The organism is Micromonospora marina (assembly GCF_900091565.1).
GTDB lineage: Bacteria > Actinomycetota > Actinomycetes > Mycobacteriales > Micromonosporaceae > Micromonospora > Micromonospora marina.
In genome coordinates this window covers 74,273-91,823 of record NZ_FMCV01000024.1, presented here as the reverse complement: position 1 = coordinate 91,823, position 17,551 = coordinate 74,273, and the positions used below count along the sequence as shown (strand labels likewise).

General features: G+C 74.1%; 21 protein-coding genes. 10 read left to right on the top strand and 11 right to left on the bottom strand.

Annotated features, from left to right (window positions below):
• The first annotated feature begins 309 nt into the window (after positions 1-309).
• Positions 310-567: a DUF3040 domain-containing protein gene (locus GA0070215_RS23480; RefSeq protein ID WP_018787065.1), complete on the top strand. Its 258-nt coding sequence runs from the start codon at positions 310-312 to the stop codon at positions 565-567.
• A 46-nt stretch (positions 568-613) separates the two neighbouring features.
• Here GA0070215_RS23480 and GA0070215_RS23475 read toward each other — a convergent pair whose 3' ends face one another.
• Together GA0070215_RS23475 and GA0070215_RS23470 are read right to left on the bottom strand one after the other, a co-directional pair.
• Positions 614-1,621: an SWIM zinc finger family protein gene (locus GA0070215_RS23475; protein ID WP_091049876.1), complete on the bottom strand. Its 1,008-nt coding sequence runs from the start codon at positions 1,619-1,621 to the stop codon at positions 614-616.
• On the bottom strand, positions 1,618-4,884 hold the full coding sequence (locus GA0070215_RS23470; protein ID WP_091049871.1) for a DEAD/DEAH box helicase: 3,267 nt from the start codon (positions 4,882-4,884) through the stop codon (positions 1,618-1,620). The genes GA0070215_RS23475 and GA0070215_RS23470 overlap by 4 nt, the downstream gene beginning before the upstream one ends.
• Positions 4,885-4,966: 82 nt before the next feature.
• Here GA0070215_RS23470 and GA0070215_RS23465 point away from each other — a divergent pair, with 82 nt between their 5' ends.
• On the top strand, positions 4,967-5,827 hold the full coding sequence (locus GA0070215_RS23465) for a carbohydrate kinase family protein (protein WP_091049863.1): 861 nt from the start codon (positions 4,967-4,969) through the stop codon (positions 5,825-5,827).
• Positions 5,828-5,831: 4 nt separating this feature from the next.
• On the opposite strand, the gene GA0070215_RS23460 is transcribed toward GA0070215_RS23465, so the two are convergent.
• The gene (locus GA0070215_RS23460; RefSeq protein ID WP_091049859.1) at positions 5,832-6,353 is read right to left on the bottom strand and encodes a DinB family protein; all 522 of its coding nucleotides are present in this window, start codon (positions 6,351-6,353) and stop codon (positions 5,832-5,834) included.
• Between the two features lie 86 nt (positions 6,354-6,439).
• Here GA0070215_RS23460 and GA0070215_RS23455 point away from each other — a divergent pair, with 86 nt between their 5' ends.
• A complete protein-coding gene (locus GA0070215_RS23455) occupies positions 6,440-6,646 on the top strand; it encodes a hypothetical protein (RefSeq protein WP_018787070.1) in 207 nt (68 codons plus the stop codon).
• Positions 6,647-6,655: 9 nt separating this feature from the next.
• Here GA0070215_RS23455 and GA0070215_RS23450 read toward each other — a convergent pair whose 3' ends face one another.
• Both GA0070215_RS23450 and GA0070215_RS23445 read right to left on the bottom strand, forming a co-directional pair.
• Positions 6,656-7,801 carry a polysaccharide pyruvyl transferase family protein gene (locus tag GA0070215_RS23450; RefSeq protein WP_091049855.1) on the bottom strand — a complete coding sequence of 382 codons (1,146 nt, stop codon included), beginning with the start codon at positions 7,799-7,801 and terminating at the stop codon, positions 6,656-6,658.
• A 74-nt stretch (positions 7,802-7,875) separates the two neighbouring features.
• Complete coding sequence (locus GA0070215_RS23445) at positions 7,876-8,454, bottom strand: TetR/AcrR family transcriptional regulator (protein WP_091049852.1); 579 nt, start codon at positions 8,452-8,454, stop codon at positions 7,876-7,878.
• Positions 8,455-8,546: 92 nt separating this feature from the next.
• Here GA0070215_RS23445 and GA0070215_RS23440 point away from each other — a divergent pair, with 92 nt between their 5' ends.
• Together GA0070215_RS23440 and GA0070215_RS23435 are read left to right on the top strand one after the other, a co-directional pair.
• Positions 8,547-9,122 (top strand): dihydrofolate reductase family protein, encoded by a 576-nt coding sequence (locus tag GA0070215_RS23440; RefSeq protein WP_091049847.1) that lies wholly within the window; start codon positions 8,547-8,549, stop codon positions 9,120-9,122.
• A 40-nt stretch (positions 9,123-9,162) separates the two neighbouring features.
• Complete coding sequence (locus GA0070215_RS23435) at positions 9,163-10,095, top strand: phosphotransferase (RefSeq protein ID WP_091049844.1); 933 nt, start codon at positions 9,163-9,165, stop codon at positions 10,093-10,095.
• A gap of 121 nt (positions 10,096-10,216) precedes the next feature.
• Here the strand turns inward: GA0070215_RS23435 and GA0070215_RS29885 are convergent, their stop codons facing one another.
• On the bottom strand, positions 10,217-10,474 hold the full coding sequence (locus GA0070215_RS29885) for a hypothetical protein (RefSeq protein ID WP_425254696.1): 258 nt from the start codon (positions 10,472-10,474) through the stop codon (positions 10,217-10,219).
• A 52-nt stretch (positions 10,475-10,526) separates the two neighbouring features.
• A complete protein-coding gene (locus tag GA0070215_RS23430) occupies positions 10,527-11,246 on the bottom strand; it encodes an ROK family protein (RefSeq protein WP_244167109.1) in 720 nt (239 codons plus the stop codon).
• A 123-nt stretch (positions 11,247-11,369) separates the two neighbouring features.
• Here GA0070215_RS23430 and GA0070215_RS23425 point away from each other — a divergent pair, with 123 nt between their 5' ends.
• The 3 genes from GA0070215_RS23425 to GA0070215_RS23415 all read left to right on the top strand — a co-directional run bounded on the left by GA0070215_RS23425 (position 11,370) and on the right by GA0070215_RS23415 (position 12,631).
• Positions 11,370-11,810, top strand: a complete 441-nt coding sequence (locus tag GA0070215_RS23425; RefSeq protein ID WP_091049842.1) for a SigE family RNA polymerase sigma factor — start codon at positions 11,370-11,372, stop codon at positions 11,808-11,810.
• A 159-nt stretch (positions 11,811-11,969) separates the two neighbouring features.
• Complete coding sequence (locus GA0070215_RS23420; protein WP_167361552.1) at positions 11,970-12,314, top strand: type II toxin-antitoxin system RelE/ParE family toxin; 345 nt, start codon at positions 11,970-11,972, stop codon at positions 12,312-12,314.
• Positions 12,314-12,631, top strand: coding sequence for a helix-turn-helix transcriptional regulator (locus GA0070215_RS23415; RefSeq protein WP_091049835.1), 318 nt, complete (start codon positions 12,314-12,316; stop codon positions 12,629-12,631). The genes GA0070215_RS23420 and GA0070215_RS23415 overlap by 1 nt, the downstream gene beginning before the upstream one ends.
• A gap of 98 nt (positions 12,632-12,729) precedes the next feature.
• Here the strand turns inward: GA0070215_RS23415 and GA0070215_RS23410 are convergent, their stop codons facing one another.
• Positions 12,730-13,203: a UPF0158 family protein gene (locus GA0070215_RS23410; RefSeq protein WP_091049926.1), complete on the bottom strand. Its 474-nt coding sequence runs from the start codon at positions 13,201-13,203 to the stop codon at positions 12,730-12,732.
• An 85-nt stretch (positions 13,204-13,288) separates the two neighbouring features.
• Here GA0070215_RS23410 and GA0070215_RS23405 point away from each other — a divergent pair, with 85 nt between their 5' ends.
• Positions 13,289-13,864, top strand: coding sequence for a hypothetical protein (locus GA0070215_RS23405; protein ID WP_141708241.1), 576 nt, complete (start codon positions 13,289-13,291; stop codon positions 13,862-13,864).
• Between the two features lie 56 nt (positions 13,865-13,920).
• On the opposite strand, the gene GA0070215_RS23400 is transcribed toward GA0070215_RS23405, so the two are convergent.
• The 3 genes from GA0070215_RS23400 to GA0070215_RS23385 all read right to left on the bottom strand — a co-directional run bounded on the left by GA0070215_RS23400 (position 13,921) and on the right by GA0070215_RS23385 (position 16,468).
• Positions 13,921-14,802 (bottom strand): universal stress protein, encoded by an 882-nt coding sequence (locus GA0070215_RS23400; RefSeq protein WP_091049828.1) that lies wholly within the window; start codon positions 14,800-14,802, stop codon positions 13,921-13,923.
• 227 nt (positions 14,803-15,029) lie between these two features.
• Entirely contained in the window at positions 15,030-15,827 is a 798-nt protein-coding gene (locus tag GA0070215_RS23390) for an alpha/beta fold hydrolase (RefSeq protein ID WP_091049824.1), read from the bottom strand.
• 56 nt (positions 15,828-15,883) lie between these two features.
• On the bottom strand, positions 15,884-16,468 hold the full coding sequence (locus GA0070215_RS23385) for a helix-turn-helix domain-containing protein (RefSeq protein WP_091049820.1): 585 nt from the start codon (positions 16,466-16,468) through the stop codon (positions 15,884-15,886).
• A 78-nt stretch (positions 16,469-16,546) separates the two neighbouring features.
• Here GA0070215_RS23385 and GA0070215_RS23380 point away from each other — a divergent pair, with 78 nt between their 5' ends.
• A complete protein-coding gene (locus GA0070215_RS23380; RefSeq protein WP_091049922.1) occupies positions 16,547-17,503 on the top strand; it encodes an NAD(P)/FAD-dependent oxidoreductase in 957 nt (318 codons plus the stop codon).
• The last annotated feature ends 48 nt before the right edge of the window (positions 17,504-17,551 follow it).

Below are 17,551 nucleotides of genomic sequence, written 5' to 3'. Positions count from 1 at the left end.
GGCGCTCGTACGCGCACTTAAGACGGTGCTCAGGCCCGCCGGGGCGGACCCGTCGCGGCGGCGGGGGCACGGCGGCCTCCGGAGCAGGGCCGACCCGGGCGCGCACCGCCCGGACGCGAGGTTCCGCACCCCGGCCACGCCGCCGGGGGCATTCGTCGCCTCACCGAAACTTAAGGTACGGATAAGCCTGCGCTGAGAACCTCGTTCCGCATGTCCGGTCCCCCGAAACAGCAGCAGCGGCGGCGCGTGACCGCCCTCCGATCCGGGTATGCCGCCGAACCGCTGAAGCCGTGAGGGGAAGGCACCGCCATGCTCAGCCAAGAGGATCAGCGCAGGTTCGAACAGATCACCCGTCATCTGCGGGAGAGTGATCCACGCTTCTTCGCCAGGTTGGACAGCCGGATCAAGGGCCGCCGGGGCCGGTACATGATGCTGTTGACGATAGTGCTGTGGGCCTCGCTGCCGGCGATGACAGTGCTCGTCGGGCGGCTGGCCGGGGCGATCTGCGCGGTGGTGCTCGTCGCCAACGCCGCGGTGATGTGGCGCTTCCGCCGCCGCTTGCTCTGAAGGAAGGGCCCCTTCTTAACGCATTCGGTAGAGGAAGGGCCCCTTCTTAACGCTCGGCCTGGCCGCTGCTGGACTCCCTGGGGGACGCGGGTTCGCCGCGACCGAACTCCCGGTACGCCCGGCGCAGCCGTTCGGCCAGGCCCGGCCCGCCGACCGCGGCCCCGGGTGGGCCGAGCTGACGCAGCAGCAGCTCCGGGCCGGTGGCGAGCGTGGGCGGCCGGTCCGGCAGCGCCACCGGGGCCAGCCAGAACCGGTCCAGCTCGGCGTCCGGCTCGACCGCCCGCAACCCGGCCAGGGCCCGCGCCGCGCCGACCACCGGCACACCGTTCGTCGCGTTTCCGGCCAGCTCCGGCCCGGCGTTCACAGCCGACTCCGGACCGCCGCCCGCAGGCGATTCCGGACCGGCACCCGCGGCCGACTCCGGACCGACGCGCGCAGCCGGCTCCGGCGCACCGCCCGGGTGGGCGCCGCGCAGCATACGCAGCCGGTCGAGCAGATCGGCACGGGACCGGCCGCGCCAGTGCAGCAGGCGGAACGGGTCGGCGTCGAACGCCTCGGCGAGCAGGTAGAACGTGGCCGCCAGGTGTTTGCACGGCACCGCGAAGTCGGGGCAGCCGCAGCTCTGGTCCAGCTCGCCGATCGCGGCGGGGAACAGCGGCGCGCCCGTCTCGGCGAACAGCTCCTCCAGTTCGGCCGGCAGGTCACCGGCGAGCAGCCGGGCACTGAAGAACGCCTGCCCGGCCAGCTCGGCCTCGATCCGCCGCCACGTCTTCTCCGGGTACGCGGCCAGCCCGATCCGTACCGGGTAGGGCCGCGGCCGGGAGCCCTGCACCTCGGCGGTGACCGTCCCGGGTGTCACGTCCAGCCGGAGCACCTGCCCCCGCCGCGCGTACGCCCGGCCGCGGGTGAGCCGGGAGCCCAGCGCGAACGACTCCAGCACCTCCACGAACCGCCGGGACCACCAGGACTGCCCGATCGCGCCCCGGGTGCTGCGCGCCCGCAGGCCGCCCTCGACGCGTACCGGCGGCCCGTAGTCGTCGAAACCGGGGCTCACTCGACCACCGCCCCGGATTCCAGCCGGAACAGGTCGCGCAGCGTGTCGGTGGACAGCTCGGTGACCCACTGCTCGCCGCTGCCCACCACCGACCGGGCCAGGCTGCGCTTGTCCGCGATCATCGCGGCCACCTTCTCCTCGACCGTGCCGGCGCAGACGAACTTGCGGACCTGGACGCGGCGGCGCTGGCCGATGCGGAACGCCCGGTCGGTGGCCTGGTCCTCGACGGCCGGGTTCCACCACCGGTCCACGTGCACCACGTGGTTGGCGGCGGTCAGGGTGAGCCCGGTGCCGCCGGCCTTGAGCGACAGGACGAACAGCGGCGGCCCCTGCGGCGACTGGAACCGGGTCACCATGGCGTCCCGTTCGGCCTTGCCGACGCCGCCGTGCAACAGCAGCACCTCCCGGCCGGTACGCGCCGACAGGTGCCCGCGCAGCATGCCGCCGAACTCGGCGTACTGGGTGAACAGCAGCGCCTTCTCCCCCGCCGCGAGCACCTCGTCGACGATTTCGTCGAGGCGTTCCAGCTTGCCGGACCGGCCGCCCAGGGTGGAGCCGTCGTGCAGCAGCTGGGCGGGATGGTTGCAGACCTGTTTGAGCCGGGTCATGGTGGCCAGCACCAGCCCGCGCCGCTCGATCCCGTCGCTGGACTCGATCTTCGCCATCATGTCGTCGACCACGGCCCGGTAGAGCGCGGCCTGCTCGGCGGTGAGGTTGCAGACCACCTCCATCTCCAGCTTCTCCGGCAGATCGGTGATGATCGACGGGTCGGTCTTGAGGCGGCGCAGCACGAACGGGCCGGTGATCCGGCGCAGCCGCTCGGCCACCTCGGCGTCGCCGTGCCGTTCGATCGGTTCGGCGAAGCGCTTGCGGAACGTCGCGGCCGGTCCGAGCAGCCCCGGGTTCGCGAACTGCATGATCGACCAGAGGTCTGCGAGCCGGTTCTCCACCGGCGTACCGGTGACCGCGACCCGGTGCCGCGCGGGCAGCGACCGGACCGCCTCGGCCTGCCGGGTCGCGGCGTTCTTGATCGCCTGCGCCTCGTCCACCACCACCCGGTGCCAGTCGACGCCGGCGAGCTCGAACGCGTCCCGGGCCGCCACCGAGTACGTGGTGAGCACCAGGTCCGCCTCCCGCACGGCGGCGGCGAAGCCCTCGCCCCGGGCGCGTTCGGCGCCGTGGTGCACGTGCAGCCGCAGCCCGGGCGCGAACTTCGCCGCCTCCCGCTGCCAGTTGCCGACGAGCGACATCGGACAGACCAGCAGTGTGGGCCCGGCCTCCGGCGGGTCACCGGCGAGCAGCGCGAGCAGTTGCACGGTCTTGCCCAGGCCCATGTCGTCGGCGAGGATCCCGCCGAGCCCGAGCGACTGGAGGAACGCCAGCCAGGCCAGCCCGCGCCGCTGGTACGGCCGCAGCGTCCCGGTGAAGCCCGGCGGCGGGTCGGCCGGGGTGAGCCGCCGCTCGGCCTCACCGGCCAGCAGCTCGCCCAGCGCGCCGTCGGCGACCACGTCCAGCACCGGCAGTTCACCGGCCCGGTCGTCACCGGACAGTCCCATCCGGAGCAAATCTGCCACCGTCAGCTCGCCGGAGGACCGCAGCAGTTTCAGCCCGGCCTCCAGCCGCTGCGGGTCCAGCTCGACCCACCGGCCGCGCAGCCGGACCAGCGGCGACTTCAGGTCGGCCAGCGACGCCAGTTCCTCGGCGGTCAGCGGCTGGTCGCCGAGCGCCAGCTCCCAGCGGTAGTCGACGAGTGCGTCCAGGCCCAGCTTCCCGGCGGTGGTGGCGACCGCGCCCGGCGCGGTACGGCTGCGCGCCCGCAACCGCGCGCCCAGCCGGGACGAGGACCGCCGCCACCACGACGGGAGCAGCACCCCGAACCCGGCCGCGTGCAGCACCGGCGCGCCCTCGCGCAGGAACCGGTGCGCGCCGTCGGCGTCCAGTTCCATGCCTTCGGGCGCGGCGGTACGCAGCGCGGCGTCCACCTCGGGCCACAGCCGGCTGGCCCGGCCCAGCTCGGCCAGGAGCGTCTCCTGTGGCTCCACGCCCCGGGCGGCGAGCGCGGGCGCGGGCCGCTGCCAGATGTGCGCGGCGTCCACCACGAGCCCCGGCTCGTCGGCCGGGTGCAGGCCGAACTCGACCCGCCAGGCGGCGTCCTCGACCAGCTCGGCGACCGGGTCGACGGCCGGTTCGACGAGGCGGAACGTGGCCCGTACCGCACCGCCGGCGGCGTCGCGCTGCCAGGCGTCCAGTTCCTCGCGCAGCGTCGCCAGTGCGGCCGGCTCGGCCGGGAAGGCGCGTTGCGGTCCGGTGAGCGCGGCCAGCCAGCGCGGCACCGCACCGACCGGGCGCATCCCCCGGTGCAGCCGGGTGTCGGCCAGCGCCACCCGGGCGGCGGCGTCGACGAGCCCGTCCAGCGCGTCCGCGACCAGCTCACCGGCCCCGATGTCGTCGGCCCGCCCGGCCCACGCGTCGTCCGCCGGACCGCTCGCCCCGCCGCGGTCCCCGCCGCCCCGGACGGCCCCTCCCGGCGAGCGCCCGCCGCCGCCCGGGGCATTCCAAGCCTCCGGTCGCCATTCCCGGGCGGCGCGGGCGGCCGGTGGCGACGCCATCGCCAGGTCACGCGTCCAGGTCGCGTCGGTGCCGGTGAGCAGTGGCCGCCAGAGCGCCCACCCGGTCGCCACGTCGTCCGCCCCCACGGCCCGCAACCGCCGCCCGGACCCCGCGACGCCCGAGGCCGCCGGCACCCGCGCCGCCGGGGTCCGGCGGCCGGTCGCGGCCGACCCGCCGTCGGACAGACCACCGGGGTACGCCTCCAGCGCGACCGGCAGCAGCCGCCCGCGTACGACCAGGTCGGCGGCGAAGTCGGCCAGCTCGCACAGGTGACGCAGGCTCGCCCCGACCGCACCCGGCACGGGCGCGCGCAGCAGCGCGTACGCGGCGTCCGGGGCGTACCCCAGGGCGGGCGCCCGCCACCCGGCGCGGGTGACCGGGCCGCGGACCGGTTCCCCGACGGTGGCCCGGACCAGTTCCGGCGAGTCAAGCGGCGAGCCGGCCCGGGTCGGCAGGTCCAGCAGGACGGAGACCGGTTCGCCCGGCACGCCGTCGAGCGCGGCGGCGAGCGCGACGTGGCCGGCGGCGAACGGGTGCGGGCGCTCACGCGGGACGCGGCCGGGGCGGCGGGGCGCGCGGGCCGGAAGCGTGCTGTCCTCGGCCCACAGGGCGAGCCCGGCGCCGGGCAGCCACAACCCGTGGATGACCAGCACTGCTCCCCCTCGCCGACGCCGGGGCCGAAGGCGGCGCCCGGGGAGTCAGGATAGGCCGCCGGACGCCGCTATCGTCGGCGCCATGGTCGACCTTCTCGTGATCGGCGGGCTCGGTGTGGACGTCCGCGCCCGGGTGCCCGCCCTGCCACCGCCCGTGGCCGACTCGCTGCTGGTGCCGCCGATCGACCTGCGGATCGGCAACACCGGCTCCGGGGTGGCGCTGGCCGCGCACGCGCTCGGCCTGCGGGTGGCGCTCGTCGACGTGCTGGGCGCCGACGCGGCCGGGGACGTGGTGCGGGCGGCGCTGGCGCGTACCTCGATCCGGACCACGCTCGCCGACGCACCGACCGGTACCCGCCGCTCGGTGAACCTGGTCGATCCGGCGGGGCGGCGGATGTCGCTGCACGATCCGCGTCCGTGGTCAGGGCCGGCGCCCTTCGGCGAGGCGGAGCTGGCCGCTCTCGTCGCCGAGGCGACCCACGTCCACTTGTCGATCATGGACTGGGCCCGGGACTCGCTGGGGGTGCTGCGCGCCGCCACGTCGGTCTCCACCGACCTGCACGACTGGGACGGCGAGAACGACTACCACCGTCCGTTCGCCCGGATCGCCGACCTGGTCTTCGTGAGCGACACGCGGCTCGGCGAGCGGGCCGCGAAGGAGGCCGCCGAGCTGGCGCCGCGGACGGTGCTGGTCACCGGCGGGGCGGCGGGCGCGACGCTGCACACGCCCGGCGTGCCGCCGACGCACGTGCCCGCCGCCACCCCGCCGGGGCCGGTGGTGGACACCAACGGCGCCGGGGACGCGTTCGCGGCCGGGGTGATCGCCGCCCGGCTGCGCGGCGCGGGCGTCCTCGACGCGGCCCGGTACGCCGCCCGGGTGGCGGCCGCCGCGTGCACCCACGACGGGATGGAGTATCCGGACGGGCTGCTGCCCCGCGAGTGACCGGTCAGATCGCGCCGGTCTCGCCGTCGGTCAGCTCGCGCAGGATGTCGGCGTGCCCGGCGTGCCGGGCGGTCTCCTCGATCAGGTGCACCAGCACCCAGCGCAGCGACACCTCGCCGAGCTGCGGGTGCGGCACCACGTGGTCGAGGTCGAACCGGGCGGCGACCCGGCGGGATTCGTCGCAGGCCGCCTCGTACGCGGCGACGAGCGACTCGACGGTGTCGCCGGCGCCCAGCGCGAAGCTGGCGTCGGCGTCGTCCAGTGAGGTGACGTAGACGTCGCCCGGCTCCGGGGCGAACAGGCAGCGGAACCAGTTCCCCTCGACCACCGTCAGGTGCTTGAGCAGCCCGGCCAGGGTGGTCAGCGAGGGCACCAGGCGCCGGGCGGCGTCGGCGTCGGTCAGGCCGCGCGTCTTACGCAGCACTGTGGCCCGGTGGAAGTCGAGGAACGCGTCGAGGATCGCCCGTTCGTCGCCCGTGCGGGCGAGGACCGGACCGAGTGCCGGATCGATCGTCGGGTGCGCCATCCCCGGACCCTAGTACGCGGTGTGTCCGGTCCGCCGCCCCGCGTGATCCTCCTGCGCGGGCGGGCCGGCCGGGGCAGGATGGGCCCATGGCTTCCACGGTGCAGATCCCTCTGGTGGGCGGCGCGGCCGACGGCGAGACCGTCATGGTCGAGCTGGACAGCAACGGCCGCCCGCCGCTGACCCATCACCACCTCGGGTCGAAGGGCCTCGCGGAGGCGCAGATCTACGAGCTGGAGTCGGACGACCAGCCGGGCCGGGAGTGGGTCTACTCCTGGCGCGGCCCGGCGGTCTGACGGCCCGGCTCACACCGCCGGCGTCAGCGTGCGGGCACGGATGCTGTCCAGCACGCTGCGGGTCACCTGCGAGGTGCCGCGTGCCTGCTCGCAGACCTCCGCCACCCGGCGCGCGGTCTCGTCGGCGCGGGCCGCCCGCTCGTCCCACAACCGGTCCACCTCGGCCAGCAACGGGCCCTCCACCTCCCGTTCCACGCCGCGCAGCGCCGGCACACCGAGCCGTTGGGCCAGGTCGAAGACCTTTCCGGCGTACGGCAGCGGCAGGAACGGCGTGCCCATCATGGCCGCGAAGATCAGGAAGTGCAGCCGCATGCCGACCGCGAGGTCGAAGTGGCGCATGAGCCCGAGGATCTGGGCCGGACGGTAGTCGCCGTGCAGGATCCGGCCCCGGTCGGCGGCGGTCATGTGCGACAGCACGCCGTGGGAGTGCCGGATGTCGTCGCGCTCCATGGGCACGAACAGCACGTACGCGTCGATCCGGTGCACCAGGAAGTCACTGATCTGGGCGAGCAGGCGATGGTAGCCGTCCACGTCGAGCCGTTCGGCGGCCCGGCCCGGCTCGCGCACGCTGAGCCCGACCAGCCGGGAGCCGGCCGGTACGCCCTCCTCGCGCAGCCACTGCTGGGGGAACTCCTCCGGTTCGAGCAGGAACGCCGGGTCGGCGGTCACGGTGATCGGGTTCACCAGGCCGGCCTCCTCCAGCACCATCCGCGACTCCTGGTCGCGGACCGTCACCTCGACGGCCTGCGCCAGCGTCTCGCGCACCATGCCGCTGTCCAGCGTGTCGGTGAGCGGACCGACCCCGACCGCGTACGTGATCAGCGGCAGCCCTCGCTCCTGGGCGACCCGGACCACCCGCAGGTAGCGCCGGGCCTCCTTGTCGTAGAGGATCCCGCCGCCGCCGAGGATGAGCAGGTCGAGTTGGTTGAGCACCGGGGACGAGTCGACCCGGCTGACGCCCTCCCACGGCACCGCCTCGACCTCGGGGTGGGCCAGCGCGGTGTGCGCCGGGTTGCGGGAGAACACGATGATCCGGGCGTTGGGCTCGTGTCGCCGCAGATCGTCCAGCAGGCCCGTGAGGATCGCCTCGTCGCCGAGGTTGCGACCGCCGTAGGAGCCGAGCACGCCGATGGTTAGTCCGGTGCGTTCCCTCATCCGTTGCTCCTTCCCAGGGGCGTCCGCGCCAGCGTTCCCGCTGGCCGCCCCGGGTTAACGCGCGGCGAGGAGGCTCAACCGGCGGCGTCGCCGACCAGACGGGAGACGAGGTCCGAGACCACCTGATCGGTGTCGAACCCGGCGTCGATGGAGGTGGTGAGCAGGTCGAGCAGGAGCCCGTCGACGGCGTAGTGCAGCAGCGCCACCTCGTACGACCCGCCCGGCAGTCCGGCGGCGGTGTGGTGGGCGACGTCGTCGGCGTACCCCCGGCGCAGCACACCGCCGAGTGCGGCCCGCAGCTCCGGGCGGCGCGCGGCCTCCAGCCGCAGCTCGAACAGCGCCCGGGTGAGGCCCGGCTCGCGGGTGGTGCGCGCGACGATGTCGCGCAGGTAGTCGGTCATCAGCGCGAGTGACGGCTCGCGGCGGCCGAGGTCGGCCAGCACGGCCGGGTCGGGCGCGATCCGGTCGAAGATCCGTTCGGCCAGGCCGGCGAGCAGCGCCGCGCGGGACGGGAAGTAGTTCGAGGTGGTGCCGGTGGGCACCCCCGCCTCGGCGTCGACCGCGCGGTGGGTCAGCCCCCGCGCGCCCGCGTCGGCGAGCACCCGCAGCCCGGCGTCGGCGAGCAGGGTACGGCGTTCCGGATTCCTGGCCACGCGAACACACTAGCAACAACCACGACAGGTGTTGTACATTCGCTGCCGAACCACGACAGCCGTCGTGGATCACCTCGGACATCGGAGCCGGTTTGCGCAAGCTCGTGTACTTCGTCGCCAGCACCCTCGACGGCTTCATCGCCGCACCCGACGGGACGTTCGACTTCCTCCCGCTGACACCCGACCTGGCGCCCCACCTGGTGGCCGAGTGGCCCCAGGCGCTGCCCACGTTCGCCCACGCCCAGCTCGGCGTCGACTCCCCGCCCAGCGGCCGCTTCGACACCGTGCTGATGGGCCGCGGCAGCTACGAGCCGGGCCTGAAGCTCGGCGTCACCAGCCCGTACGCCCACCTGGAGCAGTACGTGTTCAGCCGCTCCCTGCCGCCGGCCGACTACCCGGACGTGCACGTCGTCGACGGCGACCCGGTGGCCCTCGTCCGCGAGCTGAAGACCCGGCCCGGGCGCGACATCTGGCTCTGCGGCGGCGGGCAGCTCGCCGGTCAGCTCCTCGACGAGATCGACGAGCTGGTGGTCAAGCTCAACCCGGTGGTCGTCGGCAGCGGCATCAAGCTCGTCGACAGCGGCTTCGACCCGCGGCGGCTCACGCTCACCTCCGCGCTCCCGTTCGACGCCGGGGTGGTCGTCCTGAGCTACACGCGCAACGGCTAACCCGGTTGCCCCGGCGGCGGGCGTCACGCACCGTGGGACCGTGACGAAAACCCGGCTGCACTGGCACGAGCTGCCCCCGCACGTCCGCGACGGCGTCGAGGCCGTCCTCGGCGACCGGGTGGTGGCGGCGGTGACCCAGCCGGGCGGCTTCTCCCCCGGCACCGCCGACCGCGTCCGTACCGCCGGTGGTGGCCGGGCCTTCGTCAAGGCGGTCAGCCCGGCGCAGAACGACCGCAGCCCCGGCCTGCACCGCGCCGAGGCCCGCATCGCCGCCGCCCTGCCGCCGGACACGCCCGCGCCCCGGCTGCTCGGCAGCTACGACGACGGCCACTGGATCGCGCTCGTCTTCGCCGACGTCGAGGGCCGGCATCCGGCCACCCCGTGGCGGGCCGACGAGCTGACCGCCGTGCTGTCCACGCTGGAGACGATGGCCGCCGCGCTCACCCCGGCACCCGCCGACGCGACCACACCCACCGCCGCGGAACACCTCGCCCACGACTTCGGCGGCTGGCGGTGCCTCGCCGCCGACCCGCCGGGCGGCCTCGACCCGTGGGCCCGGTCCCACCTGCCCGAGCTGTGCGCCGCTGCCGACCGGGGACTGGCCGCGCTGGACGGCGACACGCTCTGCCACATCGACGTGCGTGCCGACAACCTGCTGGTCGGCCCGGACGGATCGGTCACCGTCGTCGACTGGCCGTGGGCGTGTCGCGGCCCGGCCTGGCTGGACACGCTGCTCACCGTCGTCAACGTGCAGGTGTACGGCGGCCACGACCCCGATGCGCTGCTGGCCGCCCGGGCGCTGACAGTCGGCGTGGACCCGGCCGACCTGACCGGAGTGCTCGCGGGGTTCACCGGCTTCTTCCTCGACGGCGCCCGCCAGCCCCCGCCGCCCGGCATCCCCACGGTGCGGGAGTTCCAGCGTCTCCAGGGCGAGGCACTGCTCCCCTGGCTGACCCACCGCCTCACGCCCTGACCGCCGCCGCCCCGCCCCGCCCCGCCCCGCCCCGCCCCGCCCCGCCCCGCCCCGGCGATCTTGCAGTTTCGGCCCCCTGGATGCCGCTTTGGCGCGCTTTGTCAGGGCCGGAAATGCAAGATCAACGCGATTGAGAGGGCTGGACGCGCGGCGGCGCAGGGCGCGGAGTCACCCGGAGGCGGGGACGGCCAGCGGGTCGGCGAACAAGGGTGAGAAGCCCAGTTCGGCGGCGCCGATCAAGGTGGCGTCGTAGCCGAGTGCGGACACGCGCAGGCGGGGCCTTGTCGCGGGAGATGGGCAGCACGTTCGCCGCGATCCGGCTGCGGACGTGGCTGGCGCAGACCGGGAAGACCTCGCTGAGCGTGCCTCCGAAGATCACCACGCCAGGGTTGAACAGATTGATCACGTTCGCCACGCCGATGCCCAGCCAGTCACCGATGTGGCCGCAGCGCGTCCTGCGCGGCCGGTTCTCCGCGCACGGCGGCGGCGATCACCGCCCGGACCGCCTCCCGCCCCTTCTCTTGCGCCGGGCGGCCCGCGACGTCGAGCAGCGCCCGCTCGCCGACCTCCGCCTCCAGGCGCCCGCGCGAGCCGCAGCCGCAGGGCCGCCCCTGGTACGGGTTCACGAGCATGTGCCCGACCTCGGAGGCGTACCCGCCGTCGCCGTCGAGCAGTTCCCCGCCCACGATGATCCCGCCGCCCACGCCCACGTCACCGTACAGGTAGACCAGGTTCTGCACGCCGGCTCCGGCACCGCGCTGATGCTCGGCCAGCGCCCCGAGGTGCGCCTCGTTGCCGACCAGGACCGGCAGGCCCAGATCCAGCCGCAGGGCCAGCTCGGAGCCGAACGCCTGGTCCACCCACCCCATGTCCGGTCCGAACCGCACCATCCCGTCGCCGGGCCGGATCATGCCGCAGTAGGAGGCGCCCACGCCCACGCACGCCGATCCCGGTGGCGCGGCGTGGTGCAGCGCCCGCCCGAAGTCGGCGAGCACCGAGACCACGGAGTCGAGGTCGGCCCCGGCCCGTGGCCGTTCCGCCTCCAGCCGCGCCGACACCACACCGCCGAGCCCGACGCGGGCGGCCACGAGCCGGTCCACGGCGATGTCGAAGGCGAGGACGTAGACGGTGTCGGAGGCGGGACTGACCACATGCGAGGGGCGTCCGGCCCGGCCGCAGTTGCCGCACATCGACGGGGGCCAGCGCCCGCCGCGGGGACGGCCGCCTCAACCATCGAGGGCCCGACCGGCATTCATTGCGGTGAGGGGGTGGGCATGTCGGAGTCGTTCCGGGAGTTCGTGGTGCAGCGGTCACCGGCGTTGTCGCGGACCGCGTACCTGCTGACGGGCGATCACCAGCTCGCCGAGGATCTGTTGCAGAGCGCGCTGGCCCGCACCTACCGCCACTGGCGGCGGATCCGGGAGGGAGATCCGGAGGCGTACGTGCGCCGGGCCATGTACCACGAGCAGGTCTCCTGGTGGCGCCGCCGGCGGGTGGCCGAGCGGCTGGACGCGACGCCGGCCGAGCACGGCGGAGGGGACCACACCGACGAGACGGCGCTGCGGCTCAGCGTGGTGGCGGCGCTGCGGCGGCTCACCGCACGGCAGCGGGCCGTGGTGGTGCTGCGGTACTACGAGGACCTGACCGAGGCGCAGGTGGCCGAGGTGCTCGGCTGCTCGGTCGACACCCCGAAGAGGCATCCGAGGCCGAGATGAGACTGCGCCGGTCGGGGAACGAGCCCGCTAGCGACTCCTGACGTCGGCCGAGCCGCCCTCGGCGGATCGCGCCACGGCTCGCGTTGATGGCGCCCGGGTCCGAGTGTTCGAGACCAGGCTCGCGAATGGCGGCTATACAATTTTTGGTATAGTCGCCTGGTGTGGTCTGTGGTTGTGCACCCCGAGGCGGTCGCGGAGCTGGCAGCGTTGCCGACTCCGGAGCGAGTCGCGATCGTCAACGCCTTTCAGAAGCTGGAGGCGCTGGGGCCGACACTGCCGTTTCCGCATTCCAGTGCGATCAAGGACGCCGATCGGCTGCGTGAGTTGCGGCCGAGGGCCGGGCGAAGTCCGTGGCGGGCGTTCTACCGTCAGATGGGGGACGTGATCTTCGTGGTGGGGGCGATCGGTCCGGAGGCGGCCGTCAAACCGCGCGATTTCGTCCGGGCCGTCCGCAGCGCGGAGGATCGGCTCAACAAGATCGAGCAGGATGAGGAGGGGCACTGATGAACCTTTCCGACATGGCGCCGCTGGATGCCGTCATCGCCGAGCAGCGGCAGGACCCGGCATTTCGCCAGGCGTGGGACGAGGGAGTGTTCGCCCGGCAGGTGGCGATCACTCTGGTCCGTTACCGGGCCGAGCACGGTCTGACCCAGCAGCAGCTGGCCGATCTACTCACGGTCCACCAGCCCAACGTCGCCCGGCTGGAGAGCGGCGAGAAGACGCCCACCCTGAAGGAGCTGGCGCGGATGACCGCTGTCACCGGGTTGACGTTTCATCTGGCGGTGGCAAACGGCGCTGTGGAGTTGTCCGAAGCAGCCTGACGGACGTGCGAGGCGGATCCGATGGTTCACGGCGCGTGGCCGGCCGATGCCGGCTTTGCGGGCGGCTGGAATTTCCGCATCGCTGTGCCGGGCCGTGGTCAGGGGACTTGTGGGTCGGGATGCTCGGCGGAGAAGCGCTCTGCGGCTTGCTGGCTGAGCAGCGATTCGTCGAGTAGCCATTCGACCGCCCGGCGGGCTGCTCGGGTGTCTCGAAAGTCGTACCAGGCCTGCAGGAGGTGTGGGTACTTCTCGTGCAGCTCGTCCTTGAACCGGCGGAACGCGCCGCGGCCGTTGATCGCGCGGGCGAGTCGGTGGGCTGCTCGGTCGTCGCTGACGAGGTCCGTGAAGTCTGCCATGCCCTGGTACCAGATGCACGACGGCAAGGGTCGGATCGCGGGAAGATCCAAATCGTCGAGATCGATCGGATTCGTGCCGTCGATGCCACCCTCCCGAGTCCACAGGATGATCTCTCCGTTCTCCGGGTTGATCAGATGCCGATGCTCGTCGTAGAGATTCTGGTCCGACAGCGCGAACGCGATCTCGTCGAGGTCGAACCGCTCGATGTCCAGCACCGTCCACTCCAACCGGCTTCCGTGTCCACACCCTGATCGGGCTACCAACGTAGAGCGCCGCGGTGTGGTTAGCTACCGTACGGCCATGTCGACCTCCGCCGCGCCGCGTGACCGATTTGTGGGCCTTCTGGGGCAGCCGAGCGTGGGGGCGTTCAGTGCGCGCCGCACGGCTCGTGCTGATCACCTGTCGCTGGAGGTGCGGGGTCTCGGCCCGATCGCCTTTCCGGTGCCGGGCCGACCGTACACGCTCGTGCTACGCAAGACAGCCGCACTACCGCTGCCGCCCGGCACCGCGCTCGCCGGCAAGGGGGCCTGGCTGCCGGACGGGACCGCGTGGGTGGTCGCGTACCGGCCCGAGCCGAGCGCGCCGAGCTGGTACGCCGACGGGCTGGAGATGGACCAGCGGACCGCGTACGGCAACGTGCGGTCGATCCGGGTTCTGAGCCTGACACCGGGTGCCGCCGCCCCGGTCACGGTGCTCACCGCGCCGGACCAGGTGCTCGCCGTCGACGTGGCGGACTCGGTGGTGCACGCCGGCCGGGTCCGCGAGGCCGATCCACCGTGGGGCCCGGGCGGCCGGGTGTGGTGGGGGGTGGGCCTGGTCGCGCTGGTGCTCGGCGGCTTGGCGGCGAACCGGCGGCTGCGCCGCGGACGGCGGTGACGCGGGTGTCTCCCTGGCCGAGGAGACACCCGCGATGGTCCGATCGGCGCGGAGGGCTACTCGGCTTCCCGGACCGGGCTCTGCGGCACCACCAGCACCGGCCGGTGGGCGCGGTGCAGCGTGGCCATCGCGACGCTGCCGAGCAGGATCTTGCGGACCACCGTCCGGCCGCGCGAGCCGACCACGACCAGGCTCGCCTTGCGCTCGGTGGCGACGGCGGAGAGCGCGTCGGCCACCGCGCGGCCGGGAGCACCGCCGCCGGCGCGCACGCGCACGGTGGTCACCGGCTGCCCGTCGGCGGTTTCCGGGGCGGGCGTGTCCCCCTCGTCTCCGTCGACGGCGGCAAGGACGATCTCCCGCTCGGGGAAGAGGCGGCGGGCGGCGGCGAGTGCGGCCTCGGACCCGGACGAGGCGTCCCAGCCGACCACCACCGGCCCGGCGGCGAGCGCGTCGTACTCGTCGGTCAGCAGCGGGTGCGGCACGACCAGCACGGGACGCGGGCTGTAGTGCACGGCCATGTCGGAGACGCTGCCGAGCACGGCGCGGGCGCCGCCGAGGCCCCGCGAGCCGAGCAGCAGCACGTCGGCCTGCTTCTCGTCGGCCAGTTCGGCGAGGCGGAGCCCTTCGCCGCCGTAGCTGCGGCACACGAGCGGCTCGGCGTCCCAGCCGGCGGCCCGCCCCAGCATCACACCGACCGCCGTCATCCGGTCGGCCTCCCGGCCACCCTCGCGCTCGATCGCCTCGACGAACACGTTGATGTTGCGGGTGCCGGTCCAGAGCCGCTTACGCAGTTCCTCGCTGGCGAACGGAGGCGTCCACAGATGCCCGATCCACGCGTGCGCGCCGGGGAACAGCAGCGCGCCCGCCTCGATGGCGGCGCTAGCGGCCGGAGACCCGTCGTAACCCACCAACACCTGCCTGCCGCGCACGTCGCTCACCGCACCACACCTCTCTCGCCGACGACATCTCACAAGATCGTATCCGGGCCCGTACCGGGTCCGAGCCGGATCATCCGGCACGAAATCGTCGATACGCCGGGCGGATGAGCACCCCGGACCTGTCGTGTCCACTCGACCACACCAGCCACGTCTTGCGTACCCGGGTGGCGGCGGCGCTCGCCGAGATCAGGCTGACCACCCGGTGCACTGCGTGCTCATGGGGTGAGTCAGCCGGGCGCGCGCGCCGGATGGGTGAGGAACGGCAGCACCGCCGCCGGCAGCGCGGGTGAGGCCACCACGTCGTAGTGGGTCAACCCGGGCAGCACCGCCAGCCGGGACGCGGGACGGTCGGCGCCGTCGCCGCCCGCGTCCCGCCGGCCACCGCCGAGCAGGGCGAAGAACTCAGCCGCGTGGCCGACCGGGATCTCGTCCGCGTCGGCGAAGACCAGCAGCACCGGCATCGGCAGTGCGGCCACCTCGGCGGACCAGTCGTAGTCCCGCCGCAGCAGGTCCCCGCTGCGGGCCCAGAGCAGGGGCCAGTCCTGCGGGCGGGGCGCGACCCGCGCGTACCGCTGGTGGGACGGGGTGCCGCGCATGCGCTCGGCGGTGCGCTCGTCGTGGGCGGCCATCGCGGCGAGCGTCTCCGGGTACCAGCCGCGCCGCCGGAACGGCGTGGAGACGAGCACCAGGCGGCGGACCAGGGCGGGATGCTGGATCGCGGTCCGCAGGGCCACCGCGCCGCCGAGCGAGTAGCCGAGCACGTCGGCCCGCGGCAGCCCGAGGTGACGCAGCAGCCCGGCCACGTCGTCGGCCATCGACTCGTACCGCAGCGGCCGGTCCAGACCTCCGGTGCGGCCGTGGCCCCGCAGGTCCACGGCGATCAGCCGGCGGCGCGCGGCCAGCGCCTGCCGGACCGGCGCGAACGTCTCCGCCGACCCGTATCCGCCGTGCAGCAGGACCAGCGGTCGGCCGTCGCCGTGCTCCTCGTACCAGATCCGCAGCCCGCCGACGTCCGCATAGGTCACCCGCCGATCGTCGCGCCGCCGGTGCCGTCGCGGGTGCGTTTGCCGCAGTGCCGGTCTCAGCGGGACGCGCGGGGGCGGGCGCGCAGGTGGGCGCGTTCCCCCTGGCTGCCGAAGAGGCTGAGGAACTCCACCCCCTCACTGTCGGCGCAGCCGAACCAGTGCGGTACCCGGGTGTCGAACTCGGCCGCCTCACCGGGTTCGAGCACCAGGTCGTGCTCGCCGAGCACGAGCCGCAGCCGCCCGTTGAGCACGTAGACCCACTCGTACCCCTCGTGGGTCTTCGGCTCGGGCTCGGACCGGCCGCCGGCCGGGATGATCAGCTTGTACGCCTGGATGCCGCCGGGCCGGCGGGTGAGCGGCAGCATGGTCATCCCGTACGCGGCGACCGGCCGCAGGTGGATACGCGGGTCGCCGGTGGGTGGGGCGCCGACCAGTTCGTCGAGCGTGACGCCGTGCGCGCGGGCCAGCGGTAGCAGCAGTTCCAGCGTGGGCCTGCGACCGCCGGACTCCAGCCGGGACAGGGTGCTCACGGAGATGCCGGTGGCGGCGGAGAGGTCGGTGAGGGTGGTCTCGCGCTCGCGGCGCAGCGCGCGCAGCCGGGGGCCGACCGCGTCGAGGGCCTGGTCGAGGTCGTCGTCCATGCCATCAGTTTGCCGCATCGGCAAAGGAGTTTGCAGTCCGCCGGGCGCGGCGGCACTCTGGTCGCGGAGGTGGTCACGATGACCGAGAACTACGAGGTACTGGTGATCGGCGGCGGCGCGGCCGGGCTCAACGGCGCGCTCATGCTGGCGCGGGCACGCCGGTCGGTGCTGGTGGTGGACGGGGGCGAACCCCGCAACGCGCCCGCCGACGGCGTGCACGGCCTGCTGGGGCACGACGGCGTGCCGCCGGCCGAACTGCTGGCGCGCGGCCGGGACGAGGTGCGCCGCCACGACGGGCACCTGACCGAGGGCCGGGTCGAGGCGGTGGACCGCGACGGCGCCGGGTTCGCGGTGGCGCTCGCCGACGGCCGCCGGGTACGCGCCGGGCACGTGCTGGTCGCCACCGGCCTGGTCGACGAGCTGCCCGACGTGCCCGGCCTGCGCGAGCGCTGGGGGCGGGACGTGGTGCACTGCCCGTACTGCCACGGCTGGGAGGTACGCGAGCGGCCGATCGGAGTGATCGGCAGCGGCCCGATGTCGGTGCACCAGACACTGCTGTTCCGGCAGTGGAGCGACGACGTGGTCTACCTGCGGCACACCGCGCCGCCGCTCACCGACGAGCAGGCCGAGCAGCTCGCCGCGCGTGGCGTACCGGTGGTCGAGGGCGAGATCGCGGCGGTCGAGACGGCCGGGGACCGGCTGACCGGGGTACGCCTGCGGGACGGCCGCACGGTCGACCGCGAGGTGCTGAGCGTCGCTCCCCGGATGGTGGCGCGCGCCGGATTCCTGGCCGGGGTCGGCCTGCGCCCGCAACCGCACCCCAGCGGGATGGGTGAGTACCTGCCGGCCGACGAGTCGGGGCGTACCGATGTCCCCGGGGTGTGGGTGGCGGGCAACGTGACCGACCTGTCGGCGCAGGTCGGGGCCGCCGCGGCGGCGGGCGCCCGGACCGCGGCGATGATCAACGCGGACCTGGTGCAGCAGGAGACCCGCCGGGCGGTCGAGGCGCGGCGTGGCGCGCGGCAGGGTGAGTGACCACGAATCGTCCCTAACCTGACAATTGTTCCCTTAGGTTGGGTCGGA